A 17,133-nucleotide genomic window follows, 5' to 3' on the forward strand; every position below is an offset into this window, starting at 1 on the left:
GGCAATGCGGGCACTGACGAAGGCTTCGCCGTGACCCGAGGAAACGGACATGCTTGCCTATCGCGATGCCAAGACCATGGCGAAAGCCATGCGGGAGGCGCTTGCCACCCGCGACCTGACGATCAGCCACAGTGAGGCCTGGAGATCGTCGCGCGCCAGTTTGGACTGGCGAGCTGGAATATCCTGTCGGCGAAGATCGGAGCGCCGCCTGCCGGCCAAGACAAGATCGTCTTCGAGCGAACCGCGCCGATCGTGCGCATCTTCGACGTCGCCAAGGCGCATGAATTCTACCTAGGCTTCCTCGGCTTCAACGTGGACTGGGAGCACCGCTATGGGGGAAGTTCCCCTCTCTATACCCAGGTCTCGCGCGGCGACCTTGCACTGCACCTATCCGAACATGCGGGCGACGCAACGCCTGGCGGCAACATGGTCGTCTATATGACAGGCATCCGCGACTTCCAGAAAGAGCTTGCCGGCAAGGAGTACCGCTACATGAATCCCGGCCTGGAGCATGAAGACGGCCGGCTGACGGTCGAGGTCATCGACCCCTTCAACAACCACATCCGTTTCATGGAACTGACGGGCGAATGAGCTGATATCGCGGCGATCTGGACGGCCGTCACTGGCCGTCCGAGCCGATCGCTCCAAAACAGTCGCGACATCGCGTGGCGGCAAAGGTACGGATACATATCTTTCGGTCCGAAAATACCGCTTGCAATTAACAATCAGTTTGATAAAAGAAAACCACTTGCAAAATACAACTGGTTATCGAGTAGGTCTTCATGTCAAAACTTCGTGTCAACGCGTTTACCCTCTCGCTCGACGGCTACGGCGCCGGTCCTGATCAGGATCTGCAAAATCCGCTCGGCATCGGCGGAGAATCCTTGCACAAGTGGTTTGTCGACACCCGCACCTTCCGCAAGATGGTGCTCGGACAAGATGGCGGCACCACCGATACCAATGAAGCTTTCGCGGCGCGCAGCTTCGAGAATGTCGGCGCCTGGATCCTGGGCCGCAACATGTTCGGGCCGATCCGCGGAGAATGGCCCGACGACAAGTGGAAGGGATGGTGGGGCGACAACCCGCCCTACCATGTGCCGGTTTTCGTGCTGACGCACCACAAGCGGGCGTCTATCACGATGGAAGGCGGCACGATTTTCCATTTCGTCACCGACGGCATCCATTCGGCGCTCGAGCAGGCGAGATCGGCGGCTGGCGGCAAGGACGTGCGGGTCGGCGGCGGCGTCGATACGATCCGCCAGTATCTGCAGGAGAAGCTGATCGACGAGATGCACCTGGCGATTTCGCCGGTGCTGCTTGGCCGGGGCGAGAACCTTTTTGCCGGCCTCGACATGCCCAAGCTTGGCTACGCGTGCACCGAGCAGGTGGCAACGGCGCTGGCCACGCACGTGGTTATCAAGCGGGCTTAAGCGACGCCCCTTTATTCCCATCACTATATGGGGAGAAGGGGCCCCCTCAATATTTCTCCGGCACGTAAAGCTCGCGCGGCAGGACCTGGCGTTCGTATTCCGGGTTGAAAACGCGCTCCGGCAGCGTGATCTGCTCGTGCGGCACCTCTTCATACGGCATCTGCTTGAGCAGATGGTCGATGCAGTTCAGCCGCGCCCGCTTCTTGTCGTTGCCCTCGACGATGAACCAGGGCGCTTCGGGAATGTTGGTGCGGGCGAAGGTTTCTTCCTTGGCCTTGGTGTACTGCTCCCAGCGCACGCTCGACTGCAGATCCATCGGCGACAGCTTCCACTGCTTCATCGGATCGTGGATGCGCATCAGGAAGCGCATCTGCTGTTCCTCATCGGTGATCGAGAACCAGTATTTGACCACGGTGACGCCGGAGCGCACCAGCATGCGCTCGAACTCCGGCACGTCGTGGAAAAACTCCTCGACCTGATCGGGGCTGGCAAAACCCATCACCCGCTCGACGCCCGAGCGGTTATACCAGGAGCGGTCGAACAGCACGATCTCGCCGCCTGCCGGCAAATGCGGGACATACGTTGGAAATACCATTGCGACTTCTCGCGTTCGGTCGGCGCTGGAAGCGCCACGACGCGACAGATCCGCGGATTGAGCCGCTGGGTTATGCGCTTGATAACGCCACCCTTGCCGGCGGAATCGCGCCCCTCGAAAATCACCACGAGCTTCTTCTTGTGATAGGCGACCCAGGATTGCAGCTTGATCAATTCGGACTGCAGGGTGATCAGGTCGCGAAAATATTGCATGCGATCGATCGAAGGCGGATGCGAGTTTTTGTAGATCTTGGCGATCTCCATCGACAGCGCCGGCTCCGACAATTCGAGCTCATAATCTTCGTCGAGCGTGTCGGCGAGTTCGGCTTCAAGCCAGTCCTTGGCAGGGGAATTCTGTCTTAGCTCGGTCATATCAACTGCTCCGCTTGCAAGCCTGTCGGGTCCCTGGGGCGTCCCCAAATTACCTGCCAGCGGCCAAGAATGGAAACACCTGAGCCGACTTCAATATAGGCCGGCAATGACGGTTTTATTGCAGCCCGGGCGCGATTGCCGCCATTGCAAATTCCGCAACGCATGATCGATCGACGTCATCGCATGGCGACAAGCCGACCGAGTTGTCCTACAAATCCCCGGTCGCGTTCCAGGCCTGCCCTTGGCGGCGCGCCTCTTCAACGAAATCCTGAGGATATGACATGGAATACCGCACCCTTGGCCGCTCCGGCCTGAAGGTTTCGACACTGACGCTTGGCACAATGACCTTCGGCGGTGCCGGGCCTTTCGCTGCGGTCGGCAACAGCGATCTCGCCGAAGCAAAGCGGATGATCGACATGTGCATCGACGCCGGCATCAACCTCATCGACACCGCAAATGTCTATTCGAACGGCCTGTCGGAAGAGATCATAGGCGAAGCGCTCGGCGGCAAGCGCAAGAACGACGTGCTGATCGCGTCCAAGGCCCGGATGCGGATCGGCAAGGGTCCGAACGACGAAGGCCTGTCGCGCCATCATCTGATCCGCGAATGCGAGACAAGCCTGAAGCGATTGAAGACCGATGTCATCGACATCTATTTCGTCCACCAGTGGGACGGCCTTACGCCGCTCGAGGAAACCGTTGCCGCGCTCGACACTTTGGTGAGCCAGGGCAAGGTGCGCTACATCGGCTGCTCCAACTATTCGGGCTGGCAGGTGATGAAGGCGCTTTCCATCAGCGACAGCCGCCACCAGCAACGCTTCGTCACCCAGCAGATCCACTATACGCTGGAAGCGCGCGAGGCCGAGTACGAGCTGCTGCCGATCTCGGTCGACCAGGGGCTGGGCGTGCTGGTCTGGAGCCCGCTCGCCGGCGGCCTGCTATCGGGTAAATACCGCCGCGACAGCCCGACCGCCCGCCAGCTTGCCGGCTGGTCCGAGCCGCCGATCCGCGACGAGGACCGGCTGTGGCGGATCGTCGATGTGCTGGTCGAGATCGGCAGGGATCGTGGTGTGTCGGCGGCACAGGTGGCGCTTGCCTGGCTGCTCGGCCGCCCTGCCGTCTCCTCGCTGGTGATCGGCGCCCGCAATGACGTCCAGCTGAAGGACAATCTCGCTGCCGCCGCCCTGGACCTCGGCACCGAGGAACGCCAGCGTCTCGACGCCGTAAGCCGGCCGCCCCTGCTCTACCCCTACTGGCACCAGCAACTGACAGCGAACGATCGCTTCGGCCCCGCCGATTGGGTTCTCGACCGCAGTGAGATCTGATCAACGTCACGTCGAGAGAGCTAGCTCTCGATGAACCGCCAGAGTTCGGGATCGGGTTCGATCTGGCCGCCGAGCACGAAATATTTGTAGAGGACGAGCAGGGAGATTGCCTGCTCGTCCCGTTCATTGGAGAATTTGCGGCAATAGGCATTGGCCGTGGCGATGATGCGCTCCGCCGCGGCCGGATGCCGTTCGAAATAATCTACCTTTTCACGGAGATCGGAGAAGTCCGGGTCGAGCGGCGCATAGTGGACTCCAGCCTCGAGCTGGCTCTCGCCAAACCATGTCTCGTAGGTCGGCGGCGGCATCAGACAGAGCGAGTTGGAGTTCATGATCCATTTGAGGTTGGTCGCCACGTCATTGCCCTCCAACGAGACGATGTAGCGATAGCGCAGGTGCTGGCTGATGCTGAGGAAGGGCTTGCTGTACTCAGCCGGTGCATTGCGCTTGTGCGAACCGACGTCGCAGAACGGCAAGTCGCACGCGACATCCAGGAACCGTGTCCGGATCGGATTGTTGAGGTCGCCGCGCCAGACCATGACCGGGCGTTTGTCGGTGAAGGCGACGGCGTCGGCGGGCATGTGAAAGTGGCGGAACTTGTTGAACTTCATGATGACAGCGTTGCCGTTGTCGGCGCGGATCGGCCGGTCCTTGACGAGCGTCGGCAGCTCGGGCACGCCTTTGACGTCGCCGAACTTCAGGTCGATGAGCAATGACGGATCGAAATAGCGGGCAAATTCCTTGAGGTCGTAATAGTACATGCTCGGATCAAAAGGCAGCTGGTCGATGCGCACGGCATCCGGGCTTGGCGTAAAAGCGTCCTGCAGCTTGTTGTAGTGATTCAGCCGTCGGCGCACGGCCCCATCCGAGAGCCTGGCCTGTTCCAGGCGGCCCGCCAACCGTCGTCGGAAGACCGCCTGGGGTGCTATATCGCGCATGACGTTTCGCGCGTAGTAGAAGACCCTTGCCGTCGTTCGTTTTATGGTGGCCATCGCTCTCGTGATCAAAACAAGCGTCACTAAACAGACAACAGCCGGGATGGTTCCGGCGGCATGATCGCGCATCATTGGGTCACGCAATCCGGCGCTGCCCAAACACGTGGCGGCCGGCCGCGACGAGGCGGACCGGGGATGCACCGGCAGCTAAAGCGGTTCAGCGTTTGATAGAATCGCCGACCCGCTCTAACTCTTTGTTTTCACGCAATTCCGGACGGAAAACCGTTACACACTTTTCCTGGAATTGCTCTAGCCCGCTATGTAGCGCCACACCTCGGCATCAGGTTTGATCTGGCCCGAGAGCACGAAGTATTTGTAAAGGACCAGCAGAGAGATCGCCTGTTCGATCCGCTCGTCGTCGAATGTCCGGCAATAGGCGTTCGCGGCGGCGATGATGCGTTCCGCCTTGGCCGGATTCCGCTCGAAATAGGCCACATGGTCCGCTAGGTTCGAGAAATCCGCATCGAGCGGCACATAGTGCACATTGGCTTCGAGCTGCCGCTCCGCGAACCATGTCTCATAAGTCGGCGGCGGCATCAGGCAAAGCGACTTCGAGTTCATGATCCATTTGAGGTTGGTCGCTACATCATTGCCTTCGAGCGAGACGATGTAGCGGTAGCGCTGGTGCTGGCTGATGCTGAGAAAAGGCTTGGCGTATTCGGCCGGCGCGTTCGGCTTGTGCGAGCCGGCATCGCAGAACGGCAGGTCGCGCACGGCCTTGAGGAATCTTGTCCTGATCGGATTGTTGAGATCGCCGCGCCAGACCACGGTCGGCAGCTTGTCGGCGAACGCAATAGCGTCAGCCGGCATCTGGAAGTGACGAAACTTGTCGAGCTTCATGATGACGGCGTTCCGGTCGTCATCGCAGATTGGCCGATCCTTGACGATAGCGGGCACCTTAGGCACGTTCCTGACGTCGCCGAATTCGAGGTCGATGAACAAATCCGGATCGAAGTAGCGGGCGAATTCCTTCAGGTCGTAATAGTACATGGTCGGCGTGAAGGGCAGCTTGCTGATGCGCTTGGCACTGGCGCTTGGCGCGAAACCATCCTGCAGCTTGTTGTAATAGTTCAGCCTGCGGCGCGCCGCCTCACCGGAAAGCCCGGCCCTTTCGAGACGGCCGGCCAGCCTGGCGCGAAACAGCGCCTGCGGAGCGACATCGCGCACGACGTTTCTCGCATAATAGAAAACTCTTGCTGCGGTCCGCGAAATTGTGGCCATCGGTCACTTGATCAAAACAAACAGGCAGCTCTCAATTCATTGGCGCCCCGCATTTCCTACATCATTGTGGCGCCCATCTGGCAAGCCCCCGCATCTCTTCCAGCCAGCATCCAGGCATTGTCGCTTCAGCTGTTGTGTTTGACGGCTAATGCTCCTAGGCAGGTTCAGGGCCGCAAGGCAGGGATAAAAGGAGCCGATATGGCGCGAGCACCAAACTACGATCAGGAACGCAAGGAGCGCGACCGCCAGAAAGCGGCCAAGAAAGCTGAAAAGCTGGCAGCCAAGGTTGCCGCGCGCGAACGTTCGAAGCCTGAGACCGAGACTGAGACCGAAACCGAGGAGTAACGGCATGCAGCCCGCGAATGCGGGCCGTGCGTCAATCCGAATTGTCGGTATCAGCCTATGTCAGGCTGGCGCCTTGTCGCTGATGAAAACATCCACCTCCCGCGCCGCGGCGATGAAAGCGCGTCGGGCATTCATCGCCGGCTTGTCGCCGGCGAGTGCGTCGTGGCAGGCCTGCAGCGCCGCACGATGCTTGGCGCTGCGCTTGCCGGGCCAGCTGTTGAGCAGGTAATCGGAAGCTTCCCTTGCCGAACGCAAGAGCTGAGTGCTTCCCGCCGTGACGGACTTGACGGTCACGGATGTTTCAAACCGATTGTTTTCCATCGCCGCTCTTACGCCATCGGCTTGCTTGAAGCGAGGCCGAAAGTGCGCTTCGCGTCAGATGCCGCCTGTTTTCCGGCGAATGCTGCGCTGCATAGACCGCACTAGGCGGCGACGACGGCAAACCCCCTGGCGCGAAGGCCACGTCGGTCGTTGGCAAGCGACGTCACCAGCCGATCACGGCTGCCGACGATGTGGGCCGACAGCAGCCGCGCGGCTTCATCGGCCTGGCCAAGGCGTGTCGCGGCAAGGATGGCGCGATGTTCGAGCCAGGCACGGCCAAGGGCCGTTTCGTCACGCACTTCCAGCCAGCGGGCGCGCGACAGCCGCGTCATGGCGTCGCGAACCGCCCGGAACAGGAATTCGTTGCCGGAGAGCCGCGCCAGCTCGATGTGAAAATCCATGCCGACACGATGCCATTCCTCACGCGGGGTACTTTCGTCGCAGGAATCGAGCATCGCCTCGATGACATCGATGGCGCTCTTGTCTGCCTGCCCGCACGTCAGCCGCAGCGCCGCGACCTCGACCGCCTCGCGATAGACCGCGATCTGCTCGAGTTCGGCCAGGTTGATTGGCGAGACCGTCCAGCCGCGCCCGTCCCTGCCGACCAGCCCCTCAGTCTCCAGCCGCAGAAGTGCCGCCCTGACCGGCGTGCGCGAGGCGCCGAAACGGCCTTCGATCCAGCGTTCGGTCAGCCGCTCTCCCGGGCCGACCTCGAGCGCCAGAATCATCTCGCGAAGCTGCCGTTCGACATTCTGCATCTGCGACATCGCGCATCCTTTCCGAAGCCGCATTGACAGCTGCGGGCTTGAAGTTCATGACGGATACCAGGTTGGTATCCCAAAATGGTATCCGCAACAAGCGCCGATACCAGGCAGGCAGGACATGACACAGAAAGACACGCGGCAGAGCGGCTACAACATTCACTGGCGGCGCAATCTTGCCGTCTGTTTCGCGGGCTCGTTCAGCACGCTCATCGCCATGACCCTGCTTTTGCCCTTCCTGCCGCTCTATGTCGAACAGCTCGGCGCACAGGGTCATGCCGCGATCGTGCAGTGGTCCGGCATCGCCTATGGCGCCACCTTCTTCGCCGCGGCAATGGTCGCGCCGCTGTGGGGACGCCTGGGCGACCGCTACGGCCGCAAGGTGATGCTGGTCCGCGCCTCCTTCGGCATGGCGATCTGCATGTCGCTGACAGGTATGGTTGAGACGGTCTGGCAATTGGTTCTGCTGCGCCTGCTGATCGGCTTCGCCGGCGGCTATTCCTCGGGTTCAACCATATTGGTTGCCATGCAGACGCCGAAGGAGCGCTCCGGCTGGGCGCTTGGCGTCTTGTCGGCGGGCATCACTGCGGGCTCGCTGGTCGGCCCGTTGCTCGGCGGCGTGCTGCCGCCGGTGATCGGCATTCGCGCCACCTTCCTCTTGTCGGGCGGCGTGATCTTCCTCGCCTTCCTGGCGACGACCTTCCTCATCAAGGAAAGCCCGCGCCCAAGGCCGGCCGAGGCCGCGCCGGCGGCAAAGCCGAAAAGCGGCTGGTCGCAGATCCCGGACAAGCGCCCGGTCGCGGCCATGCTGACCACCGGCATGCTGCTCGCCTTCGCGACGATGTCGATCGAGCCGATCATCACCGTCTATGTGCAGCAACTCATCGAGGACCAGAGCCGGGTGACGCTCGTCGCCGGCGTTGTGATGTCGGCGGCCGCGCTCGGCACCATCCTGTCGGCGTCCTGGCTCGGCAAGCTCGCGGACCGGATCGGACACTGGAACGTTGTCGTGGGAGCCCTGGCCGTCTCGGCGCTGCTGCTCATCCCGCAGGCTTTTGTCACCAACAGCTGGCAGCTTATCGGCCTGCGTTTCCTGATGGGTCTGGCGTTGGGCGGCCTCCTGCCCTGCATCACCAGTGTCATCAGGCACAATACCCCGACGGCGTTGGCGGCAACGTGCTTGGCCTGGCGATCTCGGCGCAGTATGTCGGGCAGGTCGCGGGACCGCTGGCCGGCGGTTTTGTCGGCGGCCATTTCGGCATGCCGTCGGTGTTTCTCGGCACATCGGTGCTGATGACGCTCGGTGCCGTCTACAATTGGATTGTCCAGTCGCGCCGGACGCGGCATATGGCGCTGGAAGCGGGCAAGCCCTGACGCTTGCCCGACCTGCAAAAAGAAGGAGCACGCCGACCATGAACCTCGCCGATCCAAACGGCAGCCGCCTTCTCGTGCTTGCCGGCGGCCTCGTCGGCGCGGCGGGCGTGGCGCTGTCGGCAGCGGCGGCGCACCGTGGCGGCGCCTTCACCGGCACGGCCGCATCGTTCCTCCTGATGCATGCGCCGGCCTTTCTCGCTATTGGCCTTGTCGGCGCGAACCGCTGGCTGCGAATGGCCAGCCTGGCGTTGCTCGTCGGTCTCGTGCTTTTCACGGGCGATCTTCTCGCCCGCGATTTTCTGGGATCGAGACTGTTTCCGATGTCGGCGCCAATCGGCGGCACCTTGCTCATCTTCGGCTGGCTGGCGATTGCAATTTCTGCCCTGGCTCGCCCACGTTCCTGAGGTTCAAGCCAGCAGGATCAGCGCCGACGTTCGGGTCGGATCAGCAGATCACGATTGCGCGCGGCCGGCTTCCTCAGGCGTCTTGCCTCTGGCCGCTCGGTGGCGGGCGTGATGCCCCAGTAGTTGCGGTAAATGTCGTCGAACAGATGATGGATGGGGTGCATGTCTTTTCTCCTTCCAATTGAATCGATCCAATCGCGAGCACAAAAAAGCAATGCCGATCAGCTCCGCTTGCGCCCTACGAGGAAGCGCAAGTCGCGAATCCACGGACCGGTTCTGTCGCGGCGCTTCTGGCTATTGTTCGCCGACCCGATATTCCAGTCGTTGCGATAGACGTCTTCGAACAAACAGTTGATGGGATGCATCGCTCCCTCCGAGGTCATCAAACGGGCCAAATCCGTCATTTTGGATCGATTCAAATATAGATCAACCATCAGCGCCGGTCAAGCAAAATTTGAATCGATCCAACGAAAGTGCTAGATGCAGCCCGAGAACGTGCTAAATGCATGTCAGGAGACCCGCGCAAATGGCGTCACTCACCGCAGGCAATCGACGACCCGTCCGGCTGGCCGACATCGCCAAGGCAGCCGGTGTTTCGCACGGCACCGCGTCCAATGTTTTCAGCCGCCCCGAGATCGTGCGCGAGGAAGTTCGCGAACGGGTTCGCGCAGCCGCCGAGGCCATGGGGTATGGCGGCCCCGATCCAAAGGGCCGGCTGCTGCGGGCCGGCAAGGTCAACGCCATTGGCGTTGCCACCGCCGAGCCCCTCTCCTATTTCTTCGACGATCCGTTTGCGCGCGTCATGATGGCAGGCATCTCACAGGCTTGCGATGCGACCGGAGCCGGCATCTCACTGGTCTCGGCCGCCAACAACGAACAGCTTGCCTGGAACATCCAGAGCGCGCTGGTCGACGGCTTCATCGTCTTCTGCATCGAAGGCGGCTCGCGCCTGGTGGAACTGGCACGCGAGCGCAAGCTGCCCTTCGTCGCGCTCGACCTCGATTCCGAGGACGGATCGGTCGCCGCGATCGGTGTCGATAACATCGCCGGTGCCGGCATGGCGGCCCGCCACCTCACCGATCTTGGACATCGCCGCTTCGCCGTCCTGGCGCTGCCCTTCGCCGACGACAGGACCGGCATTGTTTCAGCCGAACAGGTCCGGGCCGCTACGTATGCAGGGACGCGCAATCGCCTCACGGGTTATCTCCGGGAGCTTTCGCGTGTTGGCGTCGACATATCCAAAGTGCCCGTCTACGAGACCGCCAACGACGTGGCGACCACGAAGGCGGGGCTCGAAACCATCTTCGCCTCCGACGCGCCGCCCACCGCCATCCTTGCCATGTCGGACAGAACGGCCCTGGTGGCGCTCGAATGGCTGAGCGCACGCGGGCTCAGCGTGCCCGACGATGTTTCCGTCGTCGGGTTCGACGATGTTCCGGAAGCAGCGGCGTCCAAGCCGCCATTGACCACGATCGCCCAACCGATTGCCGAGATAGGCCGCCTTGCCGTCAGGGCGATCCTGGAGAGCGATGGGCCGGTCAGCCGGCATCAACTGCCGGTCGAACTGATCGTGCGTGGCTCGTCGGGTCCGCCCCGCCGTTGAACCGCCGCCGAACCACCTATCGATTGGCTCTTGCCATGGCGGAGAGGCCCAAAGGCGCGCGAACCGGCGCGGGATCCTTTTGGGCCGTGCGGGCCTTGGTCGAGCCGCCGATGGTCGACAGCCATTCGAGATAGAAGGCGAGTGCGAACTGCATGGCGATGCCGGCCGATATCAGCAGGCAGTCATAGACGAATCCGCCCGGATTGATCAGCTTCATCACCTGAGCGACCATGGCGATTACCGTGCCGGCGATGAAGACCGGCAGCGATCGTTTGCCCAGTATCGCCAGCGGATGGTCGGGGCTGGTGCGGAACAGGCTGGAGAGCGCCGGCAGGGCGACGACGAGGTAGCTGACCGCCAGGATGTGCAGCAGCCGCGGCAGCGACAGGAAGGTCTTGTCAAAGCCGCCGATCACCACCGGCAGGTTGAACCACGTTATCTGCCCCCAGAGCGGGCTGTGCACCCAGACCAGCGCCGCCAGCACATAAGCCGCGGCCGCGCCGACCAGCCAGCGGTTGACCGGAATGACACCGCCGCGCCTGACATGCAGCATCGCGGCAAGGCCGATGTTGAACAGGAACTGCCAGGACAGCGGGTTGAGGAACCAGAAACCGGGCTCGGGATAATTCGGCGGCGCGATCTGCCAGATACCGGCAGCGAGCCACAGCGTGCCGGATACGACAAGGGCCGCAGCGGGCCTGTAGCTGACGAACAGGACGAAGGCCGGCGCCATCAATAGCAGTGCTGCATAGACCGGCAGGATGTTGTTGTAGCCGAGCTGGTGGCCGAGCGTGACAATCCCGACCAGCACTTGCGGCGGGTTCTTCATCAGCGGCTCGATGTTGATCAGCTTGACCAGTTCCGGCCGCCTGGCAAACACCGCCACGGCGCAGAACAGGGCCATCACCACCATCGTCGTGACGATATGGGCGACGTAAAGCACGCCCGCCCGCCGCCACATCTTCAAGGTCGCCAGAAGCCGGCCACCCGGCCGGAACTTCGTGCCGTAGGCGAGCGCGACCGAGATACCGGAAATCAGCACGAACGCCTCGGCCGCGTCCGAGAAGCCGAAATTCTTGTAGGTCAGGGCCTCGAAAGCCGTGCCCGGCACATGGTCGATGAAGATCGTGAGCAGGGCCAGCGCGCGCAGTACATCGATACGCGTGTCGCGTTCGGGGATACGCAAATTGCGATCCGGCAGAACAGGGGTAGTCATCGACAAAAGGCCTCAAAGCTGGTTGTTCATGTCCAGCAATGCGACCCCCGACGCACCGCTTCGATTCCTCCCACAGGGAGTGTATCGGCGCAGAAACGGGCTGGAATGCGCCTGGTTCAATCAACTTTCGCGGAGCATGAAAATATTGCGTTTTGAAGCCGGCAAATTGAGCGGAACCTCATATAATCAAAGGGATGCGAGATGACCGGCGATAATGTTGAAAGCGGCCCGCTAACACTGGATCTGGCCTTTCCGTATCGTCTCCTCCGCCCCGGCGACAAGAGCCATGAGTGCCTGTTCCTGCTGCATGGATCGGGCGTCGACGAGACAAGCATGGTGCCGCTGGCGAGACGCATGGCACCCCACGCCGTCCTGATCGCGGTGCGTGGCCGTGTCCCCCAGGAGGACGATTTTCGCTGGTTCGAGCGAATCACGCCGACCACTTTCGACCAGCAAAGCATCCATGTCGAAACGGCCGCCTTCGCGGCATTCGCAAGCGAAGCCGCAGCGCGCCATGGGCTTGATCTCGATCACGCGACATTCCTTGGCTATTCGAACGGCGCCAATCTGGTTTCAAGCCTGATGCTGCTCCATCCCGGCATCGTCCGCAGCGCTGCGCTGTTGAGGCCGATGCCGGTGCTCGACAAGGTCCCGGCGACGGACCTTGCGGGAACACGAACGTTGATCATTGCCGGCGCCGCCGACGAGACCTACGGCCCTTTCGCGCCGGCGCTGGTGACGCTGCTCAGCCGGCACGGCACCGAGATCGACGCCCGGATTGTTCCATCGGGCCACGAAATCGGTGAGCCGGACGCCGCGATCGTCGGGCGATGGCTGCCGGGATCGGCGGCGGCGCAGGCAGGCTGACCGTCTTTCCGGACTGCTCGCTGTCCGATCAGGATTGGGTCATCATCCGAACTTCTGCTCCGGCGATCAGCAGCGCAAGCCCGCTTTCAAACAACGCCTCGTGTCCGCCAGCGCGGTAGTGCGACAAGGCTTCACGCAAAAGCGGATGATCCCGCGCCGCCGCATCCAGCGCTTCGCCACGCCCCGGGCTCGACGGATAGTCGGCCTGCTCCTCCATGACGCAGCCAACCGTGTAGCGGCCGATCGTCATCAGCAATTCCATGGCTGGAATGGCGGCCATGCCCTCGCCCGCCAGAAATTCCAGCAACCGCTCGAAATGCCCGAGCTCTTGCGGATCCGCTTCCGTGCCAGCGTGGACGCGCGCGCCATCGCGATAGGCAATCAGGGCACCTCGGAAGCTGCGGGCATTCTTGCGCACGAAATCCTGCCAGGCCTCGCCGGGCTGTGGTGTTCGATGCCGATGACCGCGCCGCAGGATTTCCTCGTTCATCGCATCGAGCAAGGCGCGCTTGCTCCTGAAATGCCAGTAAAGCGCCGGCTGCTGGACCTTGAGCCGCTGCGCCAGGAGGCGGGTCGACAGCGCATCGATGCCGACCTCGTTGAGCAAGCCCAGCGCTTCGTCGACGATCAGTGTCCTGTCCAGCTTCACGCGAATCCCTCTGCCCCCTCCGCCTTGCAAAGCCAATTTATCAGTGATAAACGCTCCTTATCAACGATAAATTTTGAGTCCGATCATGAAAAGAGCTTATCTCGTCGTCCTGATGGCGATGGCGCTCGACGCCGTGGGCATCGGGCTGATCATGCCTGTGCTGCCGGGCCTGCTGCGCACGGTGGGCCATGTCGACGATATCGGCTGGATCTTCGGCGCCTTCCTGTCCGCCTATGCCGCCATACAGGTGTTTTTCTCGCCATTGCTCGGCGCCCTGTCCGACCGCTACGGGCGCCGGCCAATCCTGCTTCTCTCGCTCGCGGGATCTATGGCGGACTATCTGTTCATGGCCTTCGCGCCAACACTGCCGCTGCTGTTCCTCGGCCGGCTGATCGCGGGCATCACCGGTGCCAGCATGGCGGTGGCTTCCGCCTACATGGCCGACATCAGCAGCCAGGACCATCGCGCCCGGGCCTTCGGCCATCTCAGCGCCGCCTTTGGCGTCGGCTTCATAGCCGGCCCGGCGCTCGGTGGCGTGCTCGGTGATATCTGGCTGCGCGCCCCCTTCCTGATCGCCGCGGCGCTCACCGGGATCAACCTGGCGCTGGCTTTCTTCCTGCTGCCGGAGCCCAAACGCGCAGGCGGCACAGGCGAAATGCCGTCTTTCAACCCACTGGCGCCGCTGCGCTGGGCTCTGACCTTTCCAGCCCTTTTGCCGCTGCTTGGTGCTTTTGCCGTGCTCGCTTTGGTCGGTGAAGTCGGCGGCACCATCTGGGTGCTCTATGTCCAAGGCAAATTCGCCTGGGACCTGTTCACTGTCGGCATCTCGCTGGCGCTGTTCGGACTTTTCCATGCCGGAGCCCAGGGCTTTGTTGCCGGGCCGATCACCGAGCGCTGGGGCGAGAAAGTAGCGTTGGTCATCGCCATCCTCGCCGACAGCACGGCCTATCTATCGATCGCGCTGGCCTGGCGGGGCTGGATGGTCTTCCCGCTGCTGCCGCTGTTCTGTCTCGGCGGCATAGGGGCGCCGGCGCTGCAATCGCTGTTGACGTCACGCGTCGGCGCCGATCATCAGGGGCGGCTGCAGGGCGTGCTCACCAGCATGAGCAGCCTGGTCTCTGTGTTCGGGCCCTTCGTCATCGCCACGCTCTATTTCCGCACACGGACATTTTTCCCGGGAACGGTATGGATAGCAGGCGCGGCCCTCTACGTTCTGTGCCTGCCCCTGCTTCTCGCGGCCGGGCAACCGGCCCCGGAGGAAGAGCACGTCGAACGCACAGGTTGAAAAACGGCTCATCTACCGGCCATGCTTGCTGGAGGCGCTGACAAGCCCGAAGCTGCAGGAACTGGCCTGGTCCAAACACGGGTTCCGCGGACCGCTCGGCACCGTCACCGGCGGTGCCGATGCCGCCATCGCCGGCGTGCGGCCGGCGGAGATCGAGGCGGTGCTGCCGATGCCATCAGCCGAGGTGATGCTGGCGCTGCTCGCCCAGATGAAGGGGTAGCCTACCCCCGCCCCATCCTGTTCCAGGCGTCGAGGCCCGCGATCTTGTAGGCCTCGGCCAGCGTTGGGTAGTTGAAGGTGTTGTTGACGAAGAAGTCGACCGTGCCGCCGAGATTGATCACCGCCTGGCCGATGTGAATGAGTTCGGTGGCGCCCTCGCCGACGATGTGCGCGCCGAGCAGGCGCCGCGTCTCGATCGAGAACAACAGCTTCAGGAAGCCGGTGTCGACGCCCATAATGTGGCCGCGCGATGTCTCGCGGAAGCGTGCGACGCCAACCTCATAGGCGGCGCCGCTTTGGCGCACCTGTTCCTCGGACTGACCGACCGTCGAGATCTCCGGCACCGCATAGATGCCGTAGGGAAAGGTCTCCGGCGGCGCCGGCAGGGTCACGCCAAAGGCATGGCAGGCGGCCACCCTGCCCTGCTCCATCGAGGTGGAGGCGAGGCTCGGAAAGCCGATGACGTCGCCGGCGGCGTAGATATTGGGCACGCTGGTCTGAAACGTCTGCGGATCGACCTTGATGCGGCCCCTGGAGTCGGCTTCGATGCCGACCACGTCGAGGCCGAGGCTGCCGACATTGCCGGTGCGGCCGGCGGCGTAGAGCACGACCTCGGAGCGGATGGTGCGGCCATCGGCCAGTTCCACCTCGGCGGCTTCCGGCTTGGAGCGGATTTCCTTGACCGCGCTGCCCAGCCTTATCGTCATGCCACGGTCGCGCATCTGGTGGATGAAATCATCGACGATCTCGCGGTCGACAAAATCAAGGATGGAGTTGCGCGGCTCGACCAGCGTCACCGGTACGTCGAGCGCGGAAAAGATCGTGGCGTATTCGACGCCGATGACGCCAGCGCCGATCACCGTCAGCGTGCGCGGCAATCGGTCGAGTTCAAGCATCTCGTCGCTGTCGAAGACACGGGTCTTGTCGAAGGGCACGTCGCGCGGCCGATGCGGCCTGGTGCCGACGGCGATCAGCGCATTGGCGAAGCCGACTTCGCTATAGTCGCCATTGTCCGATGTCAGGCTGACCTTGTTGGGGCCTAGAAATTTCACCGCCGCGCGCGCGCTTTTGACCGTGTTGCGCATGAACTGATGTTGCAGCACCTCGACCTCGTGGTCGAGCGTCTTGTGCAGGCGCTCGATCAGGTCGCCGACCGAGATGTCCTGCTTGACCCGGTAGCCGCGTCCATAAAAGCCGCGCTCGCGCCAACCCGAGAGATTGAGCACAGTTTCGCGCAGCGTTTTCGAGGGAATGGTGCCGGTGTGCACCGAGACGCCGCCGAGACGCCGGCCGCGGTCGACCACCAGCACCGATTTGCCGAGTTTGGCCGATTGCACCGCCGCGCGGCGGCCCGAGGGGCCGCTGCCGATGACCAGCATGTCGTAATCCATATGTCCCCGTCCCTGCCCCCTCGGCGCCCATTTTGTTGCGCCGCAACAAGCTAACGCCATCCGTGCCGCGAATTCAACCTATTCGGACTGTCGGGCGTCTGGCTCCGCCGTGCGAGCCGACGAAAGGCCCGATCTTGATTCCGCGGCGAGCCCTTACCATTTCATCATCGAGCGGTCCGCACCCTATGTCGGACCCTGTTACGAGGAAATGACATGAACGCTCGCGTTCTCGACGGCGAAATCATCAACACCCGGCTCGACGATGTCAGGGCTTATGAAGGCGTGCGCACAAGGCGCATCCTGGCCTTCGTGCTCGACTATATCATCGTTGCCCTGCTCACCATTCCGTTCGCCATCCTGGTGTTCTTCCTCGGGCTTTTGACCCTCGGCCTTGGCTGGATGCTGTTCGGCGTCCTGGTGCCGGCAGTCGCCATCCTCTACATCTGGAACACGCTGGGCAGCGCCGACCAGGCCACTACGGGCATGAAGATGATGGGCATCCGCCTCGACCGTCTCGACGGCCGGCCGATCGACGGCCTCACCGCAGTCGTCCATTCCGTACTGTTCTGGGCCGGCAACGTCATCTTGTCGCCGCTGGTCCTGCTGGTGACCCTGTTCTCCGACCGCAAGCGCACGCTGCATGATCTTTTGCTCGGCACCGTGGTTAGCCGCAACGGCCGCTAAAAACCGGTCCTCAAGAGAAGTCGCAGCCCCTTGAGCGCAAATGTGAAGGTGTTCAGGCAACCACACCTTCACAATCC

17 protein-coding genes and 4 pseudogenes are annotated in these 17,133 nt (G+C 62.5%); 11 read left to right on the forward strand and 10 right to left on the reverse strand.

Annotated elements, in window-relative coordinates:
• Positions 1-49 precede the first annotated feature (49 nt).
• Together EJ077_RS18710 and EJ077_RS18715 are read left to right on the forward strand one after the other, a co-directional pair.
• Positions 50-591 (forward strand): annotated as a pseudogene (locus EJ077_RS18710) (glyoxalase superfamily protein).
• 191 nt (positions 592-782) lie between these two features.
• Positions 783-1,430, forward strand: coding sequence for a dihydrofolate reductase family protein (locus tag EJ077_RS18715; RefSeq protein WP_208695578.1), 648 nt, complete (start codon positions 783-785; stop codon positions 1,428-1,430).
• 46 nt (positions 1,431-1,476) lie between these two features.
• Here EJ077_RS18715 and ppk2 read toward each other — a convergent pair.
• Positions 1,477-2,396 (reverse strand): annotated as a pseudogene (gene ppk2 / locus EJ077_RS18720) (polyphosphate kinase 2).
• A 281-nt stretch (positions 2,397-2,677) separates the two neighbouring features.
• Here ppk2 and EJ077_RS18725 point away from each other — a divergent pair.
• Positions 2,678-3,721 (forward strand): aldo/keto reductase, encoded by a 1,044-nt coding sequence (locus EJ077_RS18725; RefSeq protein ID WP_208695579.1) that lies wholly within the window; start codon positions 2,678-2,680, stop codon positions 3,719-3,721.
• A 20-nt stretch (positions 3,722-3,741) separates the two neighbouring features.
• Here EJ077_RS18725 and EJ077_RS18730 read toward each other — a convergent pair whose 3' ends face one another.
• The gene (locus EJ077_RS18730) at positions 3,742-4,713 is read right to left on the reverse strand and encodes a glycosyl transferase family 90 (RefSeq protein ID WP_208703039.1); all 972 of its coding nucleotides are present in this window, start codon (positions 4,711-4,713) and stop codon (positions 3,742-3,744) included.
• A 252-nt stretch (positions 4,714-4,965) separates the two neighbouring features.
• On the reverse strand, positions 4,966-5,937 hold the full coding sequence (locus EJ077_RS18735; protein WP_208695580.1) for a glycosyl transferase family 90: 972 nt from the start codon (positions 5,935-5,937) through the stop codon (positions 4,966-4,968).
• A gap of 198 nt (positions 5,938-6,135) precedes the next feature.
• On the opposite strand from EJ077_RS18735, the gene EJ077_RS18740 reads away from it, so the two are divergent.
• Complete coding sequence (locus tag EJ077_RS18740) at positions 6,136-6,282, forward strand: hypothetical protein (RefSeq protein ID WP_084637067.1); 147 nt, start codon at positions 6,136-6,138, stop codon at positions 6,280-6,282.
• Between the two features lie 60 nt (positions 6,283-6,342).
• Here the strand turns inward: EJ077_RS18740 and EJ077_RS18745 are convergent, their stop codons facing one another.
• Both EJ077_RS18745 and EJ077_RS18750 read right to left on the reverse strand, forming a co-directional pair.
• Positions 6,343-6,603, reverse strand: coding sequence for a DUF982 domain-containing protein (locus EJ077_RS18745; protein WP_208695581.1), 261 nt, complete (start codon positions 6,601-6,603; stop codon positions 6,343-6,345).
• Positions 6,604-6,704: 101 nt separating this feature from the next.
• Positions 6,705-7,370, reverse strand: coding sequence for a GntR family transcriptional regulator (locus EJ077_RS18750; protein WP_135918746.1), 666 nt, complete (start codon positions 7,368-7,370; stop codon positions 6,705-6,707).
• Between the two features lie 115 nt (positions 7,371-7,485).
• On the opposite strand from EJ077_RS18750, the pseudogene EJ077_RS18755 reads away from it, so the two are divergent.
• Both EJ077_RS18755 and EJ077_RS18760 read left to right on the forward strand, forming a co-directional pair.
• Positions 7,486-8,738: pseudogene (locus EJ077_RS18755) on the forward strand (MFS transporter).
• Between the two features lie 38 nt (positions 8,739-8,776).
• Positions 8,777-9,142 (forward strand): DUF423 domain-containing protein, encoded by a 366-nt coding sequence (locus EJ077_RS18760; protein ID WP_135918748.1) that lies wholly within the window; start codon positions 8,777-8,779, stop codon positions 9,140-9,142.
• 17 nt (positions 9,143-9,159) lie between these two features.
• Here EJ077_RS18760 and EJ077_RS18765 read toward each other — a convergent pair whose 3' ends face one another.
• On the reverse strand, positions 9,160-9,306 hold the full coding sequence (locus EJ077_RS18765; RefSeq protein WP_189524437.1) for a hypothetical protein: 147 nt from the start codon (positions 9,304-9,306) through the stop codon (positions 9,160-9,162).
• Between the two features lie 57 nt (positions 9,307-9,363).
• Positions 9,364-9,507, reverse strand: coding sequence for a hypothetical protein (locus EJ077_RS18770; RefSeq protein ID WP_208695582.1), 144 nt, complete (start codon positions 9,505-9,507; stop codon positions 9,364-9,366).
• Between the two features lie 161 nt (positions 9,508-9,668).
• Here EJ077_RS18770 and EJ077_RS18775 point away from each other — a divergent pair, with 161 nt between their 5' ends.
• Complete coding sequence (locus EJ077_RS18775; RefSeq protein WP_208695583.1) at positions 9,669-10,745, forward strand: substrate-binding domain-containing protein; 1,077 nt, start codon at positions 9,669-9,671, stop codon at positions 10,743-10,745.
• Positions 10,746-10,761: 16 nt separating this feature from the next.
• On the opposite strand, the gene EJ077_RS18780 is transcribed toward EJ077_RS18775, so the two are convergent.
• Complete coding sequence (locus EJ077_RS18780) at positions 10,762-11,961, reverse strand: OpgC family protein (protein WP_208695584.1); 1,200 nt, start codon at positions 11,959-11,961, stop codon at positions 10,762-10,764.
• Positions 11,962-12,162: 201 nt separating this feature from the next.
• On the opposite strand from EJ077_RS18780, the gene EJ077_RS18785 reads away from it, so the two are divergent.
• On the forward strand, positions 12,163-12,828 hold the full coding sequence (locus tag EJ077_RS18785; protein ID WP_208695585.1) for an alpha/beta hydrolase: 666 nt from the start codon (positions 12,163-12,165) through the stop codon (positions 12,826-12,828).
• A 28-nt stretch (positions 12,829-12,856) separates the two neighbouring features.
• Here EJ077_RS18785 and EJ077_RS18790 read toward each other — a convergent pair whose 3' ends face one another.
• On the reverse strand, positions 12,857-13,477 hold the full coding sequence (locus EJ077_RS18790; protein WP_208695586.1) for a TetR/AcrR family transcriptional regulator C-terminal domain-containing protein: 621 nt from the start codon (positions 13,475-13,477) through the stop codon (positions 12,857-12,859).
• A gap of 85 nt (positions 13,478-13,562) precedes the next feature.
• On the opposite strand from EJ077_RS18790, the gene EJ077_RS18795 reads away from it, so the two are divergent.
• Both EJ077_RS18795 and EJ077_RS18800 read left to right on the forward strand, forming a co-directional pair.
• Complete coding sequence (locus EJ077_RS18795) at positions 13,563-14,762, forward strand: TCR/Tet family MFS transporter (RefSeq protein WP_208695587.1); 1,200 nt, start codon at positions 13,563-13,565, stop codon at positions 14,760-14,762.
• A gap of 25 nt (positions 14,763-14,787) precedes the next feature.
• A pseudogene (locus tag EJ077_RS18800) lies at positions 14,788-14,982 on the forward strand (hypothetical protein); the annotation flags it as partial.
• Position 14,983: 1 nt separating this feature from the next.
• Here EJ077_RS18800 and sthA read toward each other — a convergent pair.
• Positions 14,984-16,372, reverse strand: a complete 1,389-nt coding sequence (gene sthA, locus EJ077_RS18805) for a Si-specific NAD(P)(+) transhydrogenase (protein ID WP_208695588.1) — start codon at positions 16,370-16,372, stop codon at positions 14,984-14,986.
• Positions 16,373-16,585: 213 nt separating this feature from the next.
• On the opposite strand from sthA, the gene EJ077_RS18810 reads away from it, so the two are divergent.
• Positions 16,586-17,056 carry an RDD family protein gene (locus EJ077_RS18810; RefSeq protein ID WP_208695589.1) on the forward strand — a complete coding sequence of 157 codons (471 nt, stop codon included), beginning with the start codon at positions 16,586-16,588 and terminating at the stop codon, positions 17,054-17,056.
• Positions 17,057-17,133: the final 77 nt, after the last annotated feature.

The organism is Mesorhizobium sp. M8A.F.Ca.ET.057.01.1.1, assembly GCF_003952565.1.
Classification (GTDB): domain Bacteria; phylum Pseudomonadota; class Alphaproteobacteria; order Rhizobiales; family Rhizobiaceae; genus Mesorhizobium.